The 14,750-nt window shown below is 61.2% G+C and carries 11 protein-coding genes; 5 read left to right on the top strand and 6 right to left on the bottom strand.

Features of this window, described 5'->3' with window-relative positions; all coding sequences use genetic code 11:
* The first annotated feature begins 5 nt into the window (after positions 1-5).
* Together EKN07_RS03580 and EKN07_RS03575 are read left to right on the top strand one after the other, a co-directional pair.
* Positions 6-1,679 (top strand): ABC transporter permease, encoded by a 1,674-nt coding sequence (locus tag EKN07_RS03580; RefSeq protein WP_126145640.1) that lies wholly within the window; start codon positions 6-8, stop codon positions 1,677-1,679.
* Positions 1,680-2,107: 428 nt separating this feature from the next.
* Positions 2,108-3,313 (top strand): cobalamin-independent methionine synthase II family protein, encoded by a 1,206-nt coding sequence (locus tag EKN07_RS03575; RefSeq protein WP_108715014.1) that lies wholly within the window; start codon positions 2,108-2,110, stop codon positions 3,311-3,313.
* 148 nt (positions 3,314-3,461) lie between these two features.
* On the opposite strand, the gene EKN07_RS03570 is transcribed toward EKN07_RS03575, so the two are convergent.
* The gene (locus EKN07_RS03570) at positions 3,462-3,869 is read right to left on the bottom strand and encodes a hypothetical protein (RefSeq protein WP_108715015.1); all 408 of its coding nucleotides are present in this window, start codon (positions 3,867-3,869) and stop codon (positions 3,462-3,464) included.
* Between the two features lie 239 nt (positions 3,870-4,108).
* On the opposite strand from EKN07_RS03570, the gene EKN07_RS03565 reads away from it, so the two are divergent.
* Together EKN07_RS03565 and EKN07_RS03560 are read left to right on the top strand one after the other, a co-directional pair.
* Positions 4,109-4,915 (top strand): NUDIX hydrolase, encoded by an 807-nt coding sequence (locus tag EKN07_RS03565; protein WP_126145639.1) that lies wholly within the window; start codon positions 4,109-4,111, stop codon positions 4,913-4,915.
* Positions 4,912-5,871, top strand: coding sequence for an MBL fold metallo-hydrolase (locus EKN07_RS03560; protein WP_108715018.1), 960 nt, complete (start codon positions 4,912-4,914; stop codon positions 5,869-5,871). The genes EKN07_RS03565 and EKN07_RS03560 overlap by 4 nt, the downstream gene beginning before the upstream one ends.
* A gap of 645 nt (positions 5,872-6,516) precedes the next feature.
* Here the strand turns inward: EKN07_RS03560 and EKN07_RS12465 are convergent.
* The 5 genes from EKN07_RS12465 to EKN07_RS03535 form a co-directional block, all read right to left on the bottom strand.
* A complete protein-coding gene (locus tag EKN07_RS12465) occupies positions 6,517-7,593 on the bottom strand; it encodes a trypsin-like peptidase domain-containing protein (protein WP_164505423.1) in 1,077 nt (358 codons plus the stop codon).
* A gap of 1,032 nt (positions 7,594-8,625) precedes the next feature.
* Positions 8,626-9,231: a response regulator transcription factor gene (locus EKN07_RS03550; RefSeq protein ID WP_108715020.1), complete on the bottom strand. Its 606-nt coding sequence runs from the start codon at positions 9,229-9,231 to the stop codon at positions 8,626-8,628.
* Complete coding sequence (locus tag EKN07_RS03545) at positions 9,228-10,418, bottom strand: histidine kinase (RefSeq protein WP_164505424.1); 1,191 nt, start codon at positions 10,416-10,418, stop codon at positions 9,228-9,230. Before EKN07_RS03545 ends, EKN07_RS03550 begins: the two co-directional genes overlap by 4 nt.
* 174 nt (positions 10,419-10,592) lie before the next feature.
* Positions 10,593-11,474: an ABC transporter permease gene (locus EKN07_RS03540; protein WP_164505425.1), complete on the bottom strand. Its 882-nt coding sequence runs from the start codon at positions 11,472-11,474 to the stop codon at positions 10,593-10,595.
* A 136-nt stretch (positions 11,475-11,610) separates the two neighbouring features.
* Complete coding sequence (locus EKN07_RS03535; protein WP_241228117.1) at positions 11,611-12,654, bottom strand: ABC transporter ATP-binding protein; 1,044 nt, start codon at positions 12,652-12,654, stop codon at positions 11,611-11,613.
* Between the two features lie 150 nt (positions 12,655-12,804).
* On the opposite strand from EKN07_RS03535, the gene EKN07_RS03530 reads away from it, so the two are divergent.
* Positions 12,805-14,532 carry a succinic semialdehyde dehydrogenase gene (locus EKN07_RS03530; protein WP_108715024.1) on the top strand — a complete coding sequence of 576 codons (1,728 nt, stop codon included), beginning with the start codon at positions 12,805-12,807 and terminating at the stop codon, positions 14,530-14,532.
* Positions 14,533-14,750: the final 218 nt, after the last annotated feature.

The raw sequence follows: 14,750 nt of genomic DNA, 5'->3' as shown, positions 1-14,750 counted from the left end.
CAGTGATGAGCCTACGACCTCGCCCTCGCCAGCCGATCCCTCGCCGACGTATCGGCTATGCGCCATGGCTCCTCATTCCCAGCTCGCTCGCTGCCCTGTTCCTTCTTGTTCCGCTTGTGGTGATCGCAGCCCGCACTCCGTGGGGGGATTTCTGGCCGCTCATCAGCGCGGAGGGAAGCAGAGCCGCGCTGTGGCTCTCGGTGAAGACGTGCCTTGCATCGACATTGTGCTGCGTGGTGCTGGGTGTTCCGCTGGCGATGGTGTTGGCGAAACTTCCAGATAGCTGGTGGGCGCGCGCAGTTAGGACCGTTGTCACATTGCCGATGATGCTGCCGCCCGTGGTCGCCGGCCTTGCTCTGCTGTTGACCTGGGGGAGGCGCGGATTGATCGGCCAGCACTTGGCTCTTTTCGGAATCGAGATCGGCTTTACGACACTCGCCGTTATCATGGCGCAAACCTTCGTAGCCATGCCATTTCTGGTCAGTTCGCTTGAGGGTGCGATTCGAGCAAGTGGATCGCACTACGAAGAAGCCGCTCGCGCGCTCGGGGCCTCCCGTACGCGGACATTCTTCCAGGTGACTCTGCCGGTGTTGCTTCCCGCCTTCATCTCGGCGACGGCGATCTGCTTTTCACGGGCGCTGGGTGAATTCGGCGCTACCATCACTTTTGCCGGCTCATTGCAGGGTGTTACGCAGACGATGCCGTTGGCGATCTACCTGCAGAGGCAGATCAATACCGATCAGGCGCTTGCACTGGCGATTATGTTGATCATGTTGGCGATTGCCGCAATCTTCGGGGCGAATATGGTGGCAGCACGCTTGCCCGGGATGGGCGGTGTAATCGCAGGAAGTGGGCGGGAGCACCGGTTGCGGTCCGAGGGCATGGCACGGGCAATCACCGCGGGAGGCTTCGACCCGGATGTGGAAGATACCAGTGCGGGCGAGGGCTTTGCCCGTCCGGATGGAGAGAGTGCCGTTGCGCAGGCGGAGCAGCCCGCCCCGGAAACGCGAAGACCGCCGGGCAGTTCCGGCCTCTCGGGCTACGGCACACACCGAGGAGCCTCCCCGCGCATCACAATCCGGGCGGCCGTGACCGCGCGAGGAGCCAAATACGATGTTGAGATTCCCGGCGGCGAGCTCACGGCGATTATGGGGCCGAACGGCGCCGGGAAATCCACCATGCTTGAGTTGGTTGCGGGTTCTCTGCAGCCGGACAGTGGCCGCATTTCCTTCGATCCCGCCGACGTCACGGTAACGATCCTGCAGCAAAAACCGCTCCTCTTTCCGCATATGAGCGTGCAGGCCAATGTGGAGTTTGGCCTGCGCTGCCGTGGCGTGGGAAAGCCTGAGGCGCGGCGGCGCGCGACCAGCGAACTTGCGCAGGTCCGCTGTGAGGCATTGGCGGAAAGAAGGCCCCACCAGCTATCGGGTGGCCAGGCACAGCGGGTCGCCATTGCTCGCGCCATGGCGATCAATCCCGACGTGGTGCTGCTCGACGAACCCATGGCCGGGCTGGACGAGGAAAGTGCCTGCCAAGTGCGCGCCCAGCTGCGAGAGCGGTTGGCCGGATCCGGAGTGACAGCATTGCTCGTCACCCATGACCCGGTGGATGCCGAAGAGCTTGCCTCTCGAACCGTCCTGATCCGACATGGTCGAGTGGAACGTGTAACAGCGCGCTAGTACTTTCCCGCAGTAACGAACCGTTGTGCGTGCTTCCTGCAGCTTCGTCACCAGGCGAAGCAGGCCAGCTTGTGCCTTCGGGGGTACATCCGCGGTTGAGGCGCGCCAGTTGTTGCATGGGACGGGGTGCGTTCCATTGCCCTGGCCGGATGCGGTCTATTACCCGGAACTAGACGTGGTCTATTGCTTGGGCCGGACGCGGTCTATTGCTTGGGACCGGGCTGCGTCTCCTGCTTTGGGCTGGGCGTCGTCGTCTGCTCGGGACCGGTCGGCATCGTTTTGCTTGCGACCGGGCGTCGTCGTCCGGGTACTGAACACATTCGCGGTACCCGAACTCCCCTTGCCTACGCTGAGGGCACACCGGTTGGGTGTCACACCGCGCCGCGTCCCGCTGCGGGTGTTCGCCACACTAGCAAGAAAGGAATGACATGAACCGGATTCTGACCACACATGTGGGATCTCTGCCGCGCCCGGCGGAACTACTTGAGGCCAATGCGCGCATGTCGGCTGGCGACATCAGCGTGGATGAGTTCACCGCTATTCTCGACGACGCCGTCGCGACCGTGATCAAGCAGCAGCGCGAGATCGGTATCGATATTGTCAACGATGGCGAATACGGCCATATCATGACGGAAAGCGTCGACTATGGTGCGTGGTGGTTCTACTCCTTCACCCGCTTCGGCGGCTTGACCATGAGCGAGGATGTGCGGTTCGAGTTCGCCCCGGCAGCTTCGGAATCGAAGGTGCAACTGCAACCGTTCTCGGAACGCCGTGACTGGACGCGCTTCCGCGATGCCTATAGCGACCCCGCCTCGGGAATCCATACGGCCAACAGTAAGGCGACTGCCTTCCCGATTATTACTGCCCCGATTACCTATATCGGCCAGGAGGCAGTACAGCGCGATATTGAACTGACGCTCAAAGCTCTTAAGGCAAACGGGCTGAGCGCCGCTGACGGCTTCGTCGCCGCGCTATCGCCGGGGTCGGCTTCCCGTATCGGGAATGACTACTACAAGAACGACGTCGAAGTGGTCAACGCCTGTGCGGACGCTCTGCACGAGGAGTACAAGGCGATCACCGATGCCGGCCTGACGGTACAGATTGATGATCCGTCCATTGCCGAGGCTTGGGATCAGGTCAATCCGGAGCCGGCGTTGGAGGACTACCGCGACTTCATCCAGGTGCGTATTGACGCGCTTAATCGGGCCCTGGAAGGAATCCCGGAGGATCAGGTGCGGTTCCACGTCTGCTGGGGATCCTGGCACGGTCCGCATACCACCGATATTCCTTTTGCAGATATCGTGGACAAGGTGCTGCAGGTTAAGGCGCGTGGTTACACCTTCGAGGCTGCCAACGCCCGGCATGCCCACGAATGGAAGCTGTGGAAGAATGTGGAGCTTCCTGCGGGGAAGGTCATTATTCCCGGCGTTGTTTCCCATTCCACAAATGTTGTGGAGCATCCCGAGCTGGTGGCGGAGCGTATCGAGAACTTCGCCAAGTTGGTTGGTCCGGAGAACGTTATTGCTTCTACCGACTGTGGACTGGGCGGGCGTGTTTACCCGTCCATCGCGTGGGCGAAGCTGGAGGCACTTGCCGCTGGAGCTCGTATAGCCAGCCAGCGGCTTTTCGGCTAAGTGGCACGATAAAACCATGCGGGCATGAGGCCAGGCCGGTTGGCTTCATTACCCACAAGGCCCGGCTCGCAGCGCGCCATGCGCGACCCAGGTGTGGGTCGGGCCTTCTTTTGGACCTTGCGTGAGTACTTGCCTCGCATGTCAGGGGTTAGTGCCTCACATCGTGATCGGGTGGTGAAGGCTTCTCACCCCAACGTAATACCCAGTCGCGCCCGTAGACGCAGATGATCGCAAAGGGAAGTTGCAATAGGAGCAACGGCAACTCGGCACGCAGTACCTGACTGAATGCGGCATCGCTCGCGATGCGTCCGGCGATCAGTGCCACGGCCACTAATGCAGCGTAGCCGATTAAGACTTTGAGTGGTATGCTGACCTGCCCACCTCCTTCGTCGTCGACACTTCCTTCGTCGTCGACCGCGCATAAGGCCGACTCACCGTGAACTCCGTTGCCGAAGAGTCGGCCCTGTAGCACGGCCGGGCCCTCGCTGGAATCGACACGGCAGCGGCGGAGGAAGAGTCGGCCCTGTAGCACGGCCGGGCCCCATGGCTGCCACATAGACGTGCTAACAGGACGTGAACGTGGGATAAACACCAAGGTTAAGTACGCCGAAAACACCGGGGTAGAGTGCGGTGGGCGTCGCACACCGGCGTGCGAGTAATGCCGAACAGGTGCCGCCGAAATAGCATGTGGAAACATTGACAACCGACAGACTCTCCGACGAACGCCTACGCTCGGCCCGTGCACAGCAGGAAACTGATCCGCTTCGGGTGGTGTGACCACGCTAGGATAGCGGTGTGATTCGTGACTTTCCGCTTCCGGATGCGCAAGTCCCTGCCGTCCGCGACTGGCTGTCCAACCCCACCGTAGGGGTGACTCCGCGCCCGGCATCGACTGTCATGCTGTTGCGTCCCGCCTCCGGTTCCCATCCTTTCGAGGTGTACATGGTGCGTCGCGCTTCCACCATGGCGCACACTCCCGGCGTATCCGCTTTTCCGGGTGGTTCCGTGCGCCCAGACGACGACGATCTTGACATTCCGATGCTGGGACCTTCCACCGACGTGTGGGCGTGGCGTCTGGATGAGGAACAGGAGAAGACCCATCGAATGCTGCTTGCCGCAGCACGGGAGGTCTTCGAGGAATCCGGTGTGCTGCTAGCCCAAGGGGAGGCATCCCTTGCCTGTGATGAGTGGGAAGATGCACGGCGCGAAGTGGAAGCCCATCGCTTGGACTTCGGCGATATGCTTCGGGAGCACTCACTGACGCTCGATTTTCGTACCGTGGCCTTCCGTGGAATGTGGACGACGCCGGACTACGCTCCGAAACGCTTCGCCGTCGCCTTCTTCACCGCGCTGTTGCCGGAGGGGCAGAATCCGGTGCTTGCATCGTCGGAGGCCACACGCGCAGGTTGGGATACACCTGCCGGTCACCTGGAGCGCGCGGAGCGTGGCGAGATCACACTGGTTGCACCCACTCGGGTCAATCTTGAGGAGCTTGCGGCGGCTTCGAGCCTGGATGGGGCCTTGGAATCGGTGACGAGGCACATCAAATTCGTGCCAACACAGCGCGCACCGGGAGAATTCGTTCTTCGGTGGGAGACATGATCCCGGAACTGGGAGCTGCCGAGGAGGTACAACGTATCGCACCTTGTGCGGTGCGTGTGCTCGCGAACAATCCGTCGCCTATGACCCTGAACGGAACCAACACCTATGTGTTAGCCGCCGCGGGCCAGGGCGTCGTCGTCGATCCCGGGCCGACACAGCGCGCGCATCTGGACGCCATTATCGCCGGAGCCGATCTGCTGGGTGTTTCGATCACCACGATCATCACCACGCACTCCCATCCTGACCACACCGCTGGCGTGCCGACATTGGCAGAACATACCGGGGCAGAGGTTGTCACTGCGGCGGAGCTTGCGGGGCATGGCGGAACGTTCCGCCGCGCCGCGGACCTCCAACCGGCGGGTTCCGCCGAGACGATAACCGGTACCCCTGCAAGGCTCAGCACCCCTGCAAGGCTCAGCACCCCATACCAGAATGCCTGCCCTCCGTCCGCCGGTTCCGTTACCTCCGCCGACGACGCGGGGCGTCGGCACTCCGTAGGCGGAGGCTGTCCGTCCTCCATCAAGGGGGTGGTCGCCATTGCCACGCCGGGCCACTCGGCGGATTCGGTTTGTCTGCTTGAGCCCGGCGAAGGTCTACTGTTCACCGGCGACACCATCTTGGGTCGGGGGACAAGTGTGATCGCGCATCCCGATGGGCATCTCGCCGACTATCTCGCCTCGTTGGACAGGATTGAGGAATTGTTTTCCGCAGGCCGTGCGAGGCGGCTACTGCCCGGGCATGGTCCGGAGGTGGCTGATCCTCTTCAGTGGCTTCGTTTCTACCGGGACCATCGACACGAGCGTTTAGTGGAAGTGCGAGCCGCAGTGGAGCGGTATGGTCCGAGCGTCGAACTGGTCACCGCGGCTGTCTATCCGGATACCACTGGTCAGATTCGCACAGCTGCCTGCATGATCGTGCGGGCACAGGTGGAGTACCTGGCGAAGGAACACCAGTAGAGAGGTAACGCTTGTGCGGACTGCGCCTGCACATAGGCGTAGTGGGGAGGAGGCTAGCGCCAGCGGAGTCGGCGGCCGGGTTCGCAAGTAGAAGCGGGCCTCTCACGATACCCACCAGGTAGCTCATTGCTACGCATGCGCACAACCACACGCCCGTGCCCACCAGGCCCTTTATCGCTACGCTTGCACACAACCACACGCCCGCGCCCACCAGGCCCTTTATCGCTACGCTTGCACACAACCACACTTACCAGACCTCTCGGTTCGACCGGGTTCACTGCTGCGTTAGCTATGGATTCTCTCCGGGTTATTCATACATCTCCGCGCAAAGACAGGACCCCGGCGAAAAACGCGGAGCAGATCCATAGTCGGCGAAGAGATACACCGCGAGCAGTGAGCGACCTAGCTCAGAGCAGGCGCCCTCACCTGGAGCATGAGCTCCCACCTGGAGTGGACAATCAATCCCTGTCGGCAGCGGGGATCCTCGGCTCGGAGTGTTTTCCGAACCCTTCACGCACAGTGTCAAACCACCAAAGGCGGTACGAGTCAGCCATGCAGTAGCCACGTGTCAGAAATAAGAACTGAGCCGAAATCTGCGTGCAGATTTCGGCTCCGTCCGCTGCGGTTGTGCTACCGCTACACAGGTCAGTTCACGGTTGATTCACCGAGGGTGACTTCGACTTCCCGCGAGGTGCCGTCAACACCGGTTACGGTTAGTGTGACCTTATCTCCCACGGAATACCGCTTGATGGCCTCGGAGAGCTCAGAGGCAGAAAGCTCCTGACCGTTCAAGGCGGTAATTGTCTCGCCCGCTTGCAGGCCCGCCGCTTCAGCGCCGGAGCCCTCGAAGACCTCGCGGATAATCGCCCCGCTGGAATTCGACTGGCTTGGATCAGCCTGCTGACCTGACGACTGGGAATCCGCGTCTGCTGTGGAGATGGACACTCCAAGCGCGGCATTCTTTCCGATCACGACCGTGTCGCTGCTTTGACCGTTTTTGATCTGATCAGCAATTGCCATCGCATCGGAAATCGGAATGGCATAGCCAGAGACCTGGGTTGAGGTAACTCCCATTGAGGCGGCGGTGGTAACGCCAATGACTTCGCCGTCCGCATTCATCAACGGTCCGCCGGAGTACCCGGAGACCACGTCGGCATCGGTCTTGATCAGCCCCGACAGCTCTTCGGATCCCGAGGAGGATCCCTCGCTCTGCGCGGTGATCTGTTGGTTGAGACCGGTCACGCTGCCTTTAACCTCGGATAGGTAGCCCTGCCCCATGCCATTTCCGATAGCAGAGACAGCGTCGCCCTCGTTAACCGTGCCTTTGTTAATCTTCACCGTCTCAAGATTTGTCGCATTCTTAAGCTGTAGGAGTGCAACATCTCGGCTGGCATCATGCCCGACGACGGTAGCCTCATACGTTTGGCCGGTATCGCCAACCGTCACGTTGACGGTGGTCGACCCTTCCACAACGTGATAATTCGTGAGAACGAGTCCGGAGGGGTCAATAACCATTCCGGTACCGGCTCCCTGGCCATTCATGAGTAGGGTGTTGATCAATACGACTCCCGGTGCCGATTCCACCCGGGTTCCGGTGCTGGCCGCATCGGAGTCTTCTTGATCGTTTGGCAGGACCGGAATAAAGCCGCCCTCAGTGCCCTCGACATCATTAGTTCCCGGGTCGGTAAAGAAGGGGTCGATAGTCTGTGATGGCGTATCCACTGCGGTATTGTCACCCTGGATCAGGGTCCCTATCCCTGTTCCGAGTACACCTCCTAGCACGAGGGCAAGTGCGGCCGTTAGTGCCAGGACGGCGGTGGAGAAACGGCGGCGCGGCGGAGACGGTACGAGTGCCTGAGGGGCAAAACCGGTGGGGCCGTTGGTATACCCAGTGGCGCCGTAGACGTTTAGTCCAAAGTTTGGGGGAGTGTTGTAGCCGGAAGTGCCCGGGCTCCCCGGTAGCGCAGGGCCTCCTGGGAGGGAATCTCCGTCGGACATTGCACCTGCAGTTGCGAGGGGAACTTCTACGTTATGTGTAACGGTGGGCTGCGGTGCCGGAACTGGAATTCCTCCAGTTTGGACTGTGGTAGTGTCGACCAAGCCTCCGCCGGGAGGGTAAGCCGCCGTTGGAGCACCAGTTACCTGTGAAGCGTTGGGCTCTACCGAGGTAGAAGGCACACCCGGGTTGGGGCCAGGGTGTGACGCACCGGGCGTTGTTACTGGGGTGGAGGCATCAGCTCTGGCACGAGAATCCGCATTGCCGGTTGATGTACCTGCAGAGGGATCCGGTGCTGCTCCCTGGTGGGGGTTCCACGAGGCGTCATGCATCTGTTACTCCTTACGTCTCATCCGTGTCGGTGTAACGCACGGACTGGCCGATTCATTTCTTAGTTGGTAACCATCTAACATGGGAAGTTGCAATGTTCTCCTGTAGAAGCCTGGGAATAATCTGCGTGGGGAGCGTTGTAGGCATTGGCGCCATGCTGTAGGTGGCGCATGCACATACTAGGCAAAGCTCTGCTGCCACGTCGAACCCCGTTGTCCTAACGTGGCACAATTCGCACGCTACGCTACTTGGGTGAGCGGTGCAATACTCGAAAGGTCCCACAAATGCTGGGCATGTGACGGTTAAGTGCAGTGACCTGCGGCTTTGTTGGGGCACCTCATAAGGTTGGAGTGATTCAAGATCGGCGCGGAGTGTAGATTCGCAGGTGAAGGGGTGTGGATCCACAGGTGAAGGCGTCGTCGGTGAGGCTAGATCCAGCCCTTGGCTCGTGCCTGGCGGGCTGCCTCGAAGCGATTGGCGGCCCCCATCTTGGCTTGCGCGCTCGAAAGATAATTGCGCACGGTTCCCTCCGCCAAGAATAGACGTTGCGCGATTTCCGCCACGCGTGACCCATCCGCAGCGAGTGCCAACACGTCCGCTTCACGCGCACTTAGCGGGTTGTCTCCAACTGCGATTGTCTCCGCCGCCAACTCGGGGTCGACGGCGCGCCGGCCCGCGGCGACCTGCCGGATGCCGCCGACCAATGCCGCGCGGCTCGCAGTTTTCGGGAGCAGGCCGCGAACATCGGCGGCGAGGGCCCGCTTGAGATAGCCGGGGCGAGCGTGGCTGGTCACAATTATCGTGCGCACGGTTGGATACTCGCGCATCAGCGCCGTACAGGTCTCGATGCCGTCCATGCCAGGCAATTGGAGATCCACGATGGCGACATCCGGCTCGACACCACGCACATTGGCAAGGGCCTCTTCGCCGCTGGAGAACTCGCCGCACACCTCGAAATCTTTTTCAAGCGCTAGCAGGGCAGCAAGTGCCGACCGAATAAGCGTTTCGTCGTCAACGAGGAGTAGGCGGATCATGGGGTGCCCTTCAGGTCGAGTTGGAGTACGAAAGAATTGCCTTGACAATAATGCACCAGGCTGCCGCCCGCCGCCCGTGCCCGCTCCGCTAGTCCAATAAGACCATGTCCACCACCGCTTGTTGTCTGTGCGGCACCCTGAGCGTTTGCTTCGAGAACTCCGTCATTTGTGACAATCAAAGAGTGGTGATTGACCGCGATATCAACGCGCGTCGGCGTGGCGTGCCGGAGGATGTTCGTCGTCGCTTCATGGATAGCGGCAGTGAACAGTTCGGCGTCGTCGTCACCGTAAGTGCCTCGCACACTGATAGAGACCTCCGCGCCGACCGAGCGTAGCAGTCCGGCCGCGCCGTCCAGCTCGCGTTGGACGTCCACTTGCCGGTAACCGGCTACCAGGGAATGAACGTCGCGGCGCGCCTCATCGGCCAACTCTTGGATGCGGCGAGTCTGGGCGATCGCGCGTTCGTCACCGCGTGTCGCCAATTCGGAGGCGGTTTCCGCAGTCAGCGAGATAACCGCAAGCCAGCGGCCGACGACGTCGTGCAAATCGCGCGAGAAGCGAAGCCGTTCGTCGACGACGGCGAGTTCGGCGCGAATCTGCTGCGCCTCCTCCAGTTCATCAACGATCGCCAAGTACCACATGGAGCTGTGCGTCGTCGTGAACATCAATACGACGTAGAACGCCATCGCCGGAGAGGCCAGCAGAATAACGGGTATCGATGTGAGTAGCGCGAAGCCAGCCCCGACGTACCAACGTCCGATCGTAGTGAGCGGCCCGGCCGCCGGTACCACAAGTGCGGCCACAGCGAAGCGTCCCACTCCCGCCAGAATGCCCTGGGCGAATGCAAGCAGCACGATGACGCCGAGAAGAAGCCAAGGAAGACCGCACAACACGACGACGGATCTCCGAGCTAGTGGGCGATACGTCAGCAGTAGATACATGGCAAGACCGGCCACCATGCCCATCACCATTGCGCCGACCGACCAGAACCACGGCCGCTGAATGAGCAGAATCTCTTCAAGGGCGGTGGTCGCAGCGAAGGCGGGCATGAGGCCGTTGAAGATAATGAGTGGCCAGGTGACGCTCGTCGTCATGAGACGTCCAGAGCGCGTGACATTGTGGTGTTTCTCCGCACCAAGCCAGCGCGAAAGGCGCGACGGCGACCCCAAGGCGGGGGTGTTTTCCATGGTCGCTATCTTACGCATAGATGTCCTGCTTGCCTTGTGGGGAGGGGCCTTGTGGGGAGGGCGTCATGGCGGGGCCTTGTGGGGGCGTCATGGCGGATGAAGCCGACCAAGAATGGATGCGGCGACGTCTGTTTACCTCGCGGGAGGAGGCCATGCGCCGGGTCGCGCGCTGCCTTACGCACGGGGATCCCAGCGGAAGGCGGCGCGGACAATCACCGCGATCACTACGCACCAGACGGCGAGGGAAGCGAAAGCAGGCAAAGACTCAAGCAGGGCCCCCAGGCGGGAGAGCGAGGCCTCGTTATTGTCGATTCCGAGCCACCCATACTGGGCAATAACCGTAACCGCATTGGTGGGAACGAGAAGAAGGGCTTGCTCCGCCCAGGCCGGCATGCTGCTCAAAGGCAGCAGTCCGTTCGTCGCGAGGAATCCGACGACGAAGAAGGGAAGATACGTAACACCGGCGGATTCGGTTGTGCGGGTGACAATAGCTGTTAGTGCGCCGATTCCGGCGATCACAACTGTGCCCAGCACAATGCCAACGATAGCGAGTTCTGGATACTTCGGTAGGGGCAGCTCGAATAGGAACGAGGACATCGCCAAGCCGACTCCGAGCGCGGCTAAGGAAAGAAGGACGGCTGGAGAAGCGGCCGAGATGAGAATCGTCGCGTCTGAGCATTCACCTGTACGCAGACGCTTCAAAACCATGTCTTGACGACGTGAGACGTAGGTGGACAAGACATTGAAATACGTCGCGGTTAACAGGGTCGTGCTTATGAGAAGTGACAACAGCATGGTGGCAGCCGTTAAAGGCGGCATATTCGAAGATTCCGCCAGCGAGTTCGCCCAGAGGGGGATCAGAAGTGGAGACATGATGGCGGTGGCCATCAACATGCGGTTTCGCCGCAGTAGTGCCCATTCACTTCCGAGCAATGCGCGAGCCTTGCGGAACTGTGAGTGTGATGCTGTCCTGCCGGGCGCGGCGGGAGACCCGTCGGGCATTGCTTGCGTGGCAGGAGTGGAGCGTACTTTGAATTGGAGCTTTTCGTAAGGCATATGTGTTTCTTTCCTAATTGGCGACGCACCAGTGGGTGCGCTGGGCATACCGGTGTTGGTGGCGATGGTGTTGGCCATGCCCGGTGTTGGTGGCGACGGCGCCGATCATGCAAGCGGCAGAGCGCGCGTTGTAGGCCTAACTGTTGGCGATGCCGAGGAAAACGGACTCGAGAGTCGCCTCTCGCGCGGAGAGACCACTGAGCGTGACGTTCTCTGCGTCCGCCCAGCGGAGCAGCACTGCCAGGTGTTCCTGAAGGCGCGTGGTCTCAATGGTGGTGCGTGGTCCGACGGTTTCTGCCAGGGAGGCAAGAGGGTCGGGCAATCGCCGGTTCAGCGTGCGGAAGGTGATTACTGCCGGATGATCGGCGACGATCTCCTCGATTGTTCCTGAACGGGCGATTTCGCCCTGATGCATGATGGCCAGCCGGTCGGCCAGCTCCTCCGCCTCCTCCAAATAGTGCGTCGTCAGCACGATGGTCGTGCCGTTCGCGTTCTGTGCGCGGAGCAGTTCCCAGGCGGTGGCCCGTGACTCGGGATCGAGACCGGTTGTCGGTTCGTCGAGGAAGAGCACGGACGGTGAGGCGTTAGCCAACGCGCAGGCCAGGTCGAGGCGGCGTCGTTCACCGCCGGAGAGCGCGGATACTCGGACCTCGGCTCGATCGGTCAGGTTGAGTTCCCCGAGCAGCTTGACGGGGTCGCGTGGCTGGCTCAGGGTGCCGCACCACATGGTGAGGGTTTCTCGCACGGTGAGATCCCGGGAAAAGCCACCTTCTTGCAGCATAGTGCCAATATGCGGCCGGAGTTGGCTGCGGTTGGCGACAGGATCCTGCCCCAGCACCCGCACGCTTCCACCGTTGGGCCGGGCAAGGCCTTCCAGCATGTCCATCGTTGACGTTTTTCCGGCGCCATTGGTGCCTAGCAGAGAAAAGACCTCGCCCTTCGGAACGTCGAGGTTGATTCCTTTGACTGCGGTGAACACCTTATTCTTCGTGCCATACGTCCGCGTCAGATTGCGAGCGGTGATTGCGTCTCCGGCTGCTGGGCCTGGACCTACGGATACAGCGTACGAGGCCGCGGCGTGTGGTTGTGCGACTGCAGGGTTTGGGGTTGTCGGGTGTGCATCTGTGGGTGCATCCTCGGCGCCCCCTGGCATGGCATTTCGTTCACTCGTAGCTTTCATATCTTCTATGTTTCCCGCTGGGAATCCGCTGTGGTAGAGCCGGATGTAATGAACTGGAGCAGCACTTTCCACGGCAGCCGTATGACAAATGTCAGATCGGTGGAAGCGAAATAGTCAGAGCGGTGTGCGATGCACTTCTAGGATGAGCGTATGGCGGAGAGAATCGGCAGAGTCGAGGCGAAGGCGGCTGATGCGAGGAATAGTGCGCAAGCGCGGGAGGATAGCTCGCAGGCACAGGAGAGCGGCGTGCACGCGCGGGAGAATAGCTCGCAGGCACAGGAGAGCAGCTCACAAGCACGGGAGAGTTACGCCCACGCACAGGAGAATGTGGATGAACGCGGGCGGCGAGCGCTCCGGCAACTCATTGGGACACCGGAGCCGGATACTGCGGCGAAATTGGCCGTCTACTCACCGCTGACTGGCAGCCGCATCGGGGCATTACCGGTGGCGACTCCGCAGGACATTGCAGAAACAGCACGCCGCGCGAGAGTGGCGCAGCAGGCATGGGCGGCGACCCCGATCAGTCAGCGTGTGCGAGTGCTGCGCTCGTATCAAACCCTGGTATGGCGTGAGCAGGACGCCCTGCTCGACCTCATTCAGTGGGAAAGCGGGAAGGCCCGCGCCGACGCGTTCGAAGAGCTCGCTGATACGGCGATGACGGCTCGCTATTACGCGAACACTGCGGCTCGGCATCTGGCTGACAGGCGGCGCCGAGGCGCAATTCCGCTGCTCACTGACACCCAGATCCACCGCCACCCGAAGGGGTTAGTAGCGGTTATTGCGCCATGGAATTATCCGCTTACCCTGGCGGTTTCCGATGCGATTCCGGCCCTTGCGGCGGGCAACGCCGTCGTCGTCAAACCGGCCAGTCTCACGCCGTACACCGCCCTGGCCGCGCGGCATTTGCTGGTACGTTCCGGCCTTGATCCCGATCTGTTCCAGGTGGTTATCGGATCGGGTTCCGCGGTGGGGGCGGCGCTGGTTGACGAGGCCGACTACCTCATGTTCACCGGGTCGTCTCAGGTGGGAGCGAAAGTCGCCGCTCAGGCGGCAGGTGCGCTGATCGGAGCGTCGGCGGAGCTGGGCGGAAAGAATGCGCTTATTGTGCGCGGCGACGCCGATATTGCGCGCAGTGTGCGCGGTGCGATCAAGGCGTGCTTCTCCAACGCCGGCCAACTGTGCATCTCTATTGAACGAATGTACGTTCACCGTGCCGTGTGGGATCGCTTCGTCCCCGCCTTCGCGGAGGCTGTTAATGAACTGCGGGTTGGTACCGGACTTGATTGGGATTCTGACCTCGGCGTGCTGATTGACAGTCGGCAACTCGAGAAAGTACGGGCGCATGTAGACGAGGCATTGGCTAAAGGAGCGGTTGCGCTCGCGGGTGGCACGCCGCTGCCCGCCATTGGGCCAACGGCTTTCGCACCCACGGTTCTCACCGGGGTCACGGAAGAGATGAGGGTCTACCGCGAGGAAACCTTCGGACCCGTCGTCGCCGTCTACCCATTTGCCGACGACGCCGAGGCGATCCGTTCCGTTAATGACACGCCGTATGGACTCAATGCGTCGATTTGGACTCGGGATGTTCGGTATGGGCGGGCAATGGCACGGCAGATTCAGGCGGGAACGGTCAATATCAACGACGGGTACACCGCCGCGTGGGCGTCGCTGGCTGCACCCATGGGCGGGATGAAGAACTCCGGCCTGGGTAGACGGCATGGCGCGGAGGGCATTCTGAAGTACACGGAGTCACAGACAATCGCGGTGCAGCGTGCGATGGGAATTCAGGCGCCGGGCAGCGTTGGGACGGAGACGTGGGCGCGCACCATGCGCTTATTCTTACGCGCTACGGCGCGAATTCCGGGGTATGACAGGTGACGTGCCTGATTTCGTCTTAGCCCCGTCTGCTGCCTAGCGGCTATTGGCAGGGTGGTGCTCCTGGGGGCCGATAGGGTGGCCTTTCCGCCTACCGGCAGGGTGGTTTGTAAGAAGTGTAGGGTTTTTCGAGAAGTATCGTGAATTTGCCTCTACTTCTTCATATTCCCTACATTTCTTGGCTGTTTTCTTGGCTGTCGTGTGGCTGGAGTCGGACGTTG

Source organism: Actinobaculum sp. 352 (assembly GCF_003957265.1).
Classification (GTDB): Bacteria; Actinomycetota; Actinomycetes; order Actinomycetales; family Actinomycetaceae; genus Asp313.
Note: the sequence above shows the minus strand (reverse complement) of the source record. Positions and strands in the feature narration are given on the sequence as shown.

What these genes read in the sequence shown, in the direction of transcription:
- EKN07_RS03540 (WP_164505425.1), bottom strand. Translation starts at nt 11,474, where the DNA reads ATGCCTTACGAAAAGCTCCAATTCAAAGTACGCTCCACTCCTGCCACG.
- EKN07_RS03580 (WP_126145640.1), top strand. Translation starts at nt 6, where the DNA reads ATGAGCCTACGACCTCGCCCTCGCCAGCCGATCCCTCGCCGACGTATC.
- EKN07_RS03530 (WP_108715024.1), top strand. Translation starts at nt 12,805, where the DNA reads ATGGCGGAGAGAATCGGCAGAGTCGAGGCGAAGGCGGCTGATGCGAGG.
- EKN07_RS03570 (WP_108715015.1), bottom strand. Translation starts at nt 3,869, where the DNA reads ATGTGGCAGCCATGGGGCCCGGCCGTGCTACAGGGCCGACTCTTCCTC.
- EKN07_RS03560 (WP_108715018.1), top strand. Translation starts at nt 4,912, where the DNA reads ATGATCCCGGAACTGGGAGCTGCCGAGGAGGTACAACGTATCGCACCT.
- EKN07_RS03545 (WP_164505424.1), bottom strand. Translation starts at nt 10,418, where the DNA reads ATGGAAAACACCCCCGCCTTGGGGTCGCCGTCGCGCCTTTCGCGCTGG.
- EKN07_RS03550 (WP_108715020.1), bottom strand. Translation starts at nt 9,231, where the DNA reads ATGATCCGCCTACTCCTCGTTGACGACGAAACGCTTATTCGGTCGGCA.
- EKN07_RS03575 (WP_108715014.1), top strand. Translation starts at nt 2,108, where the DNA reads ATGAACCGGATTCTGACCACACATGTGGGATCTCTGCCGCGCCCGGCG.
- EKN07_RS03535 (WP_241228117.1), bottom strand. Translation starts at nt 12,654, where the DNA reads ATGAAAGCTACGAGTGAACGAAATGCCATGCCAGGGGGCGCCGAGGAT.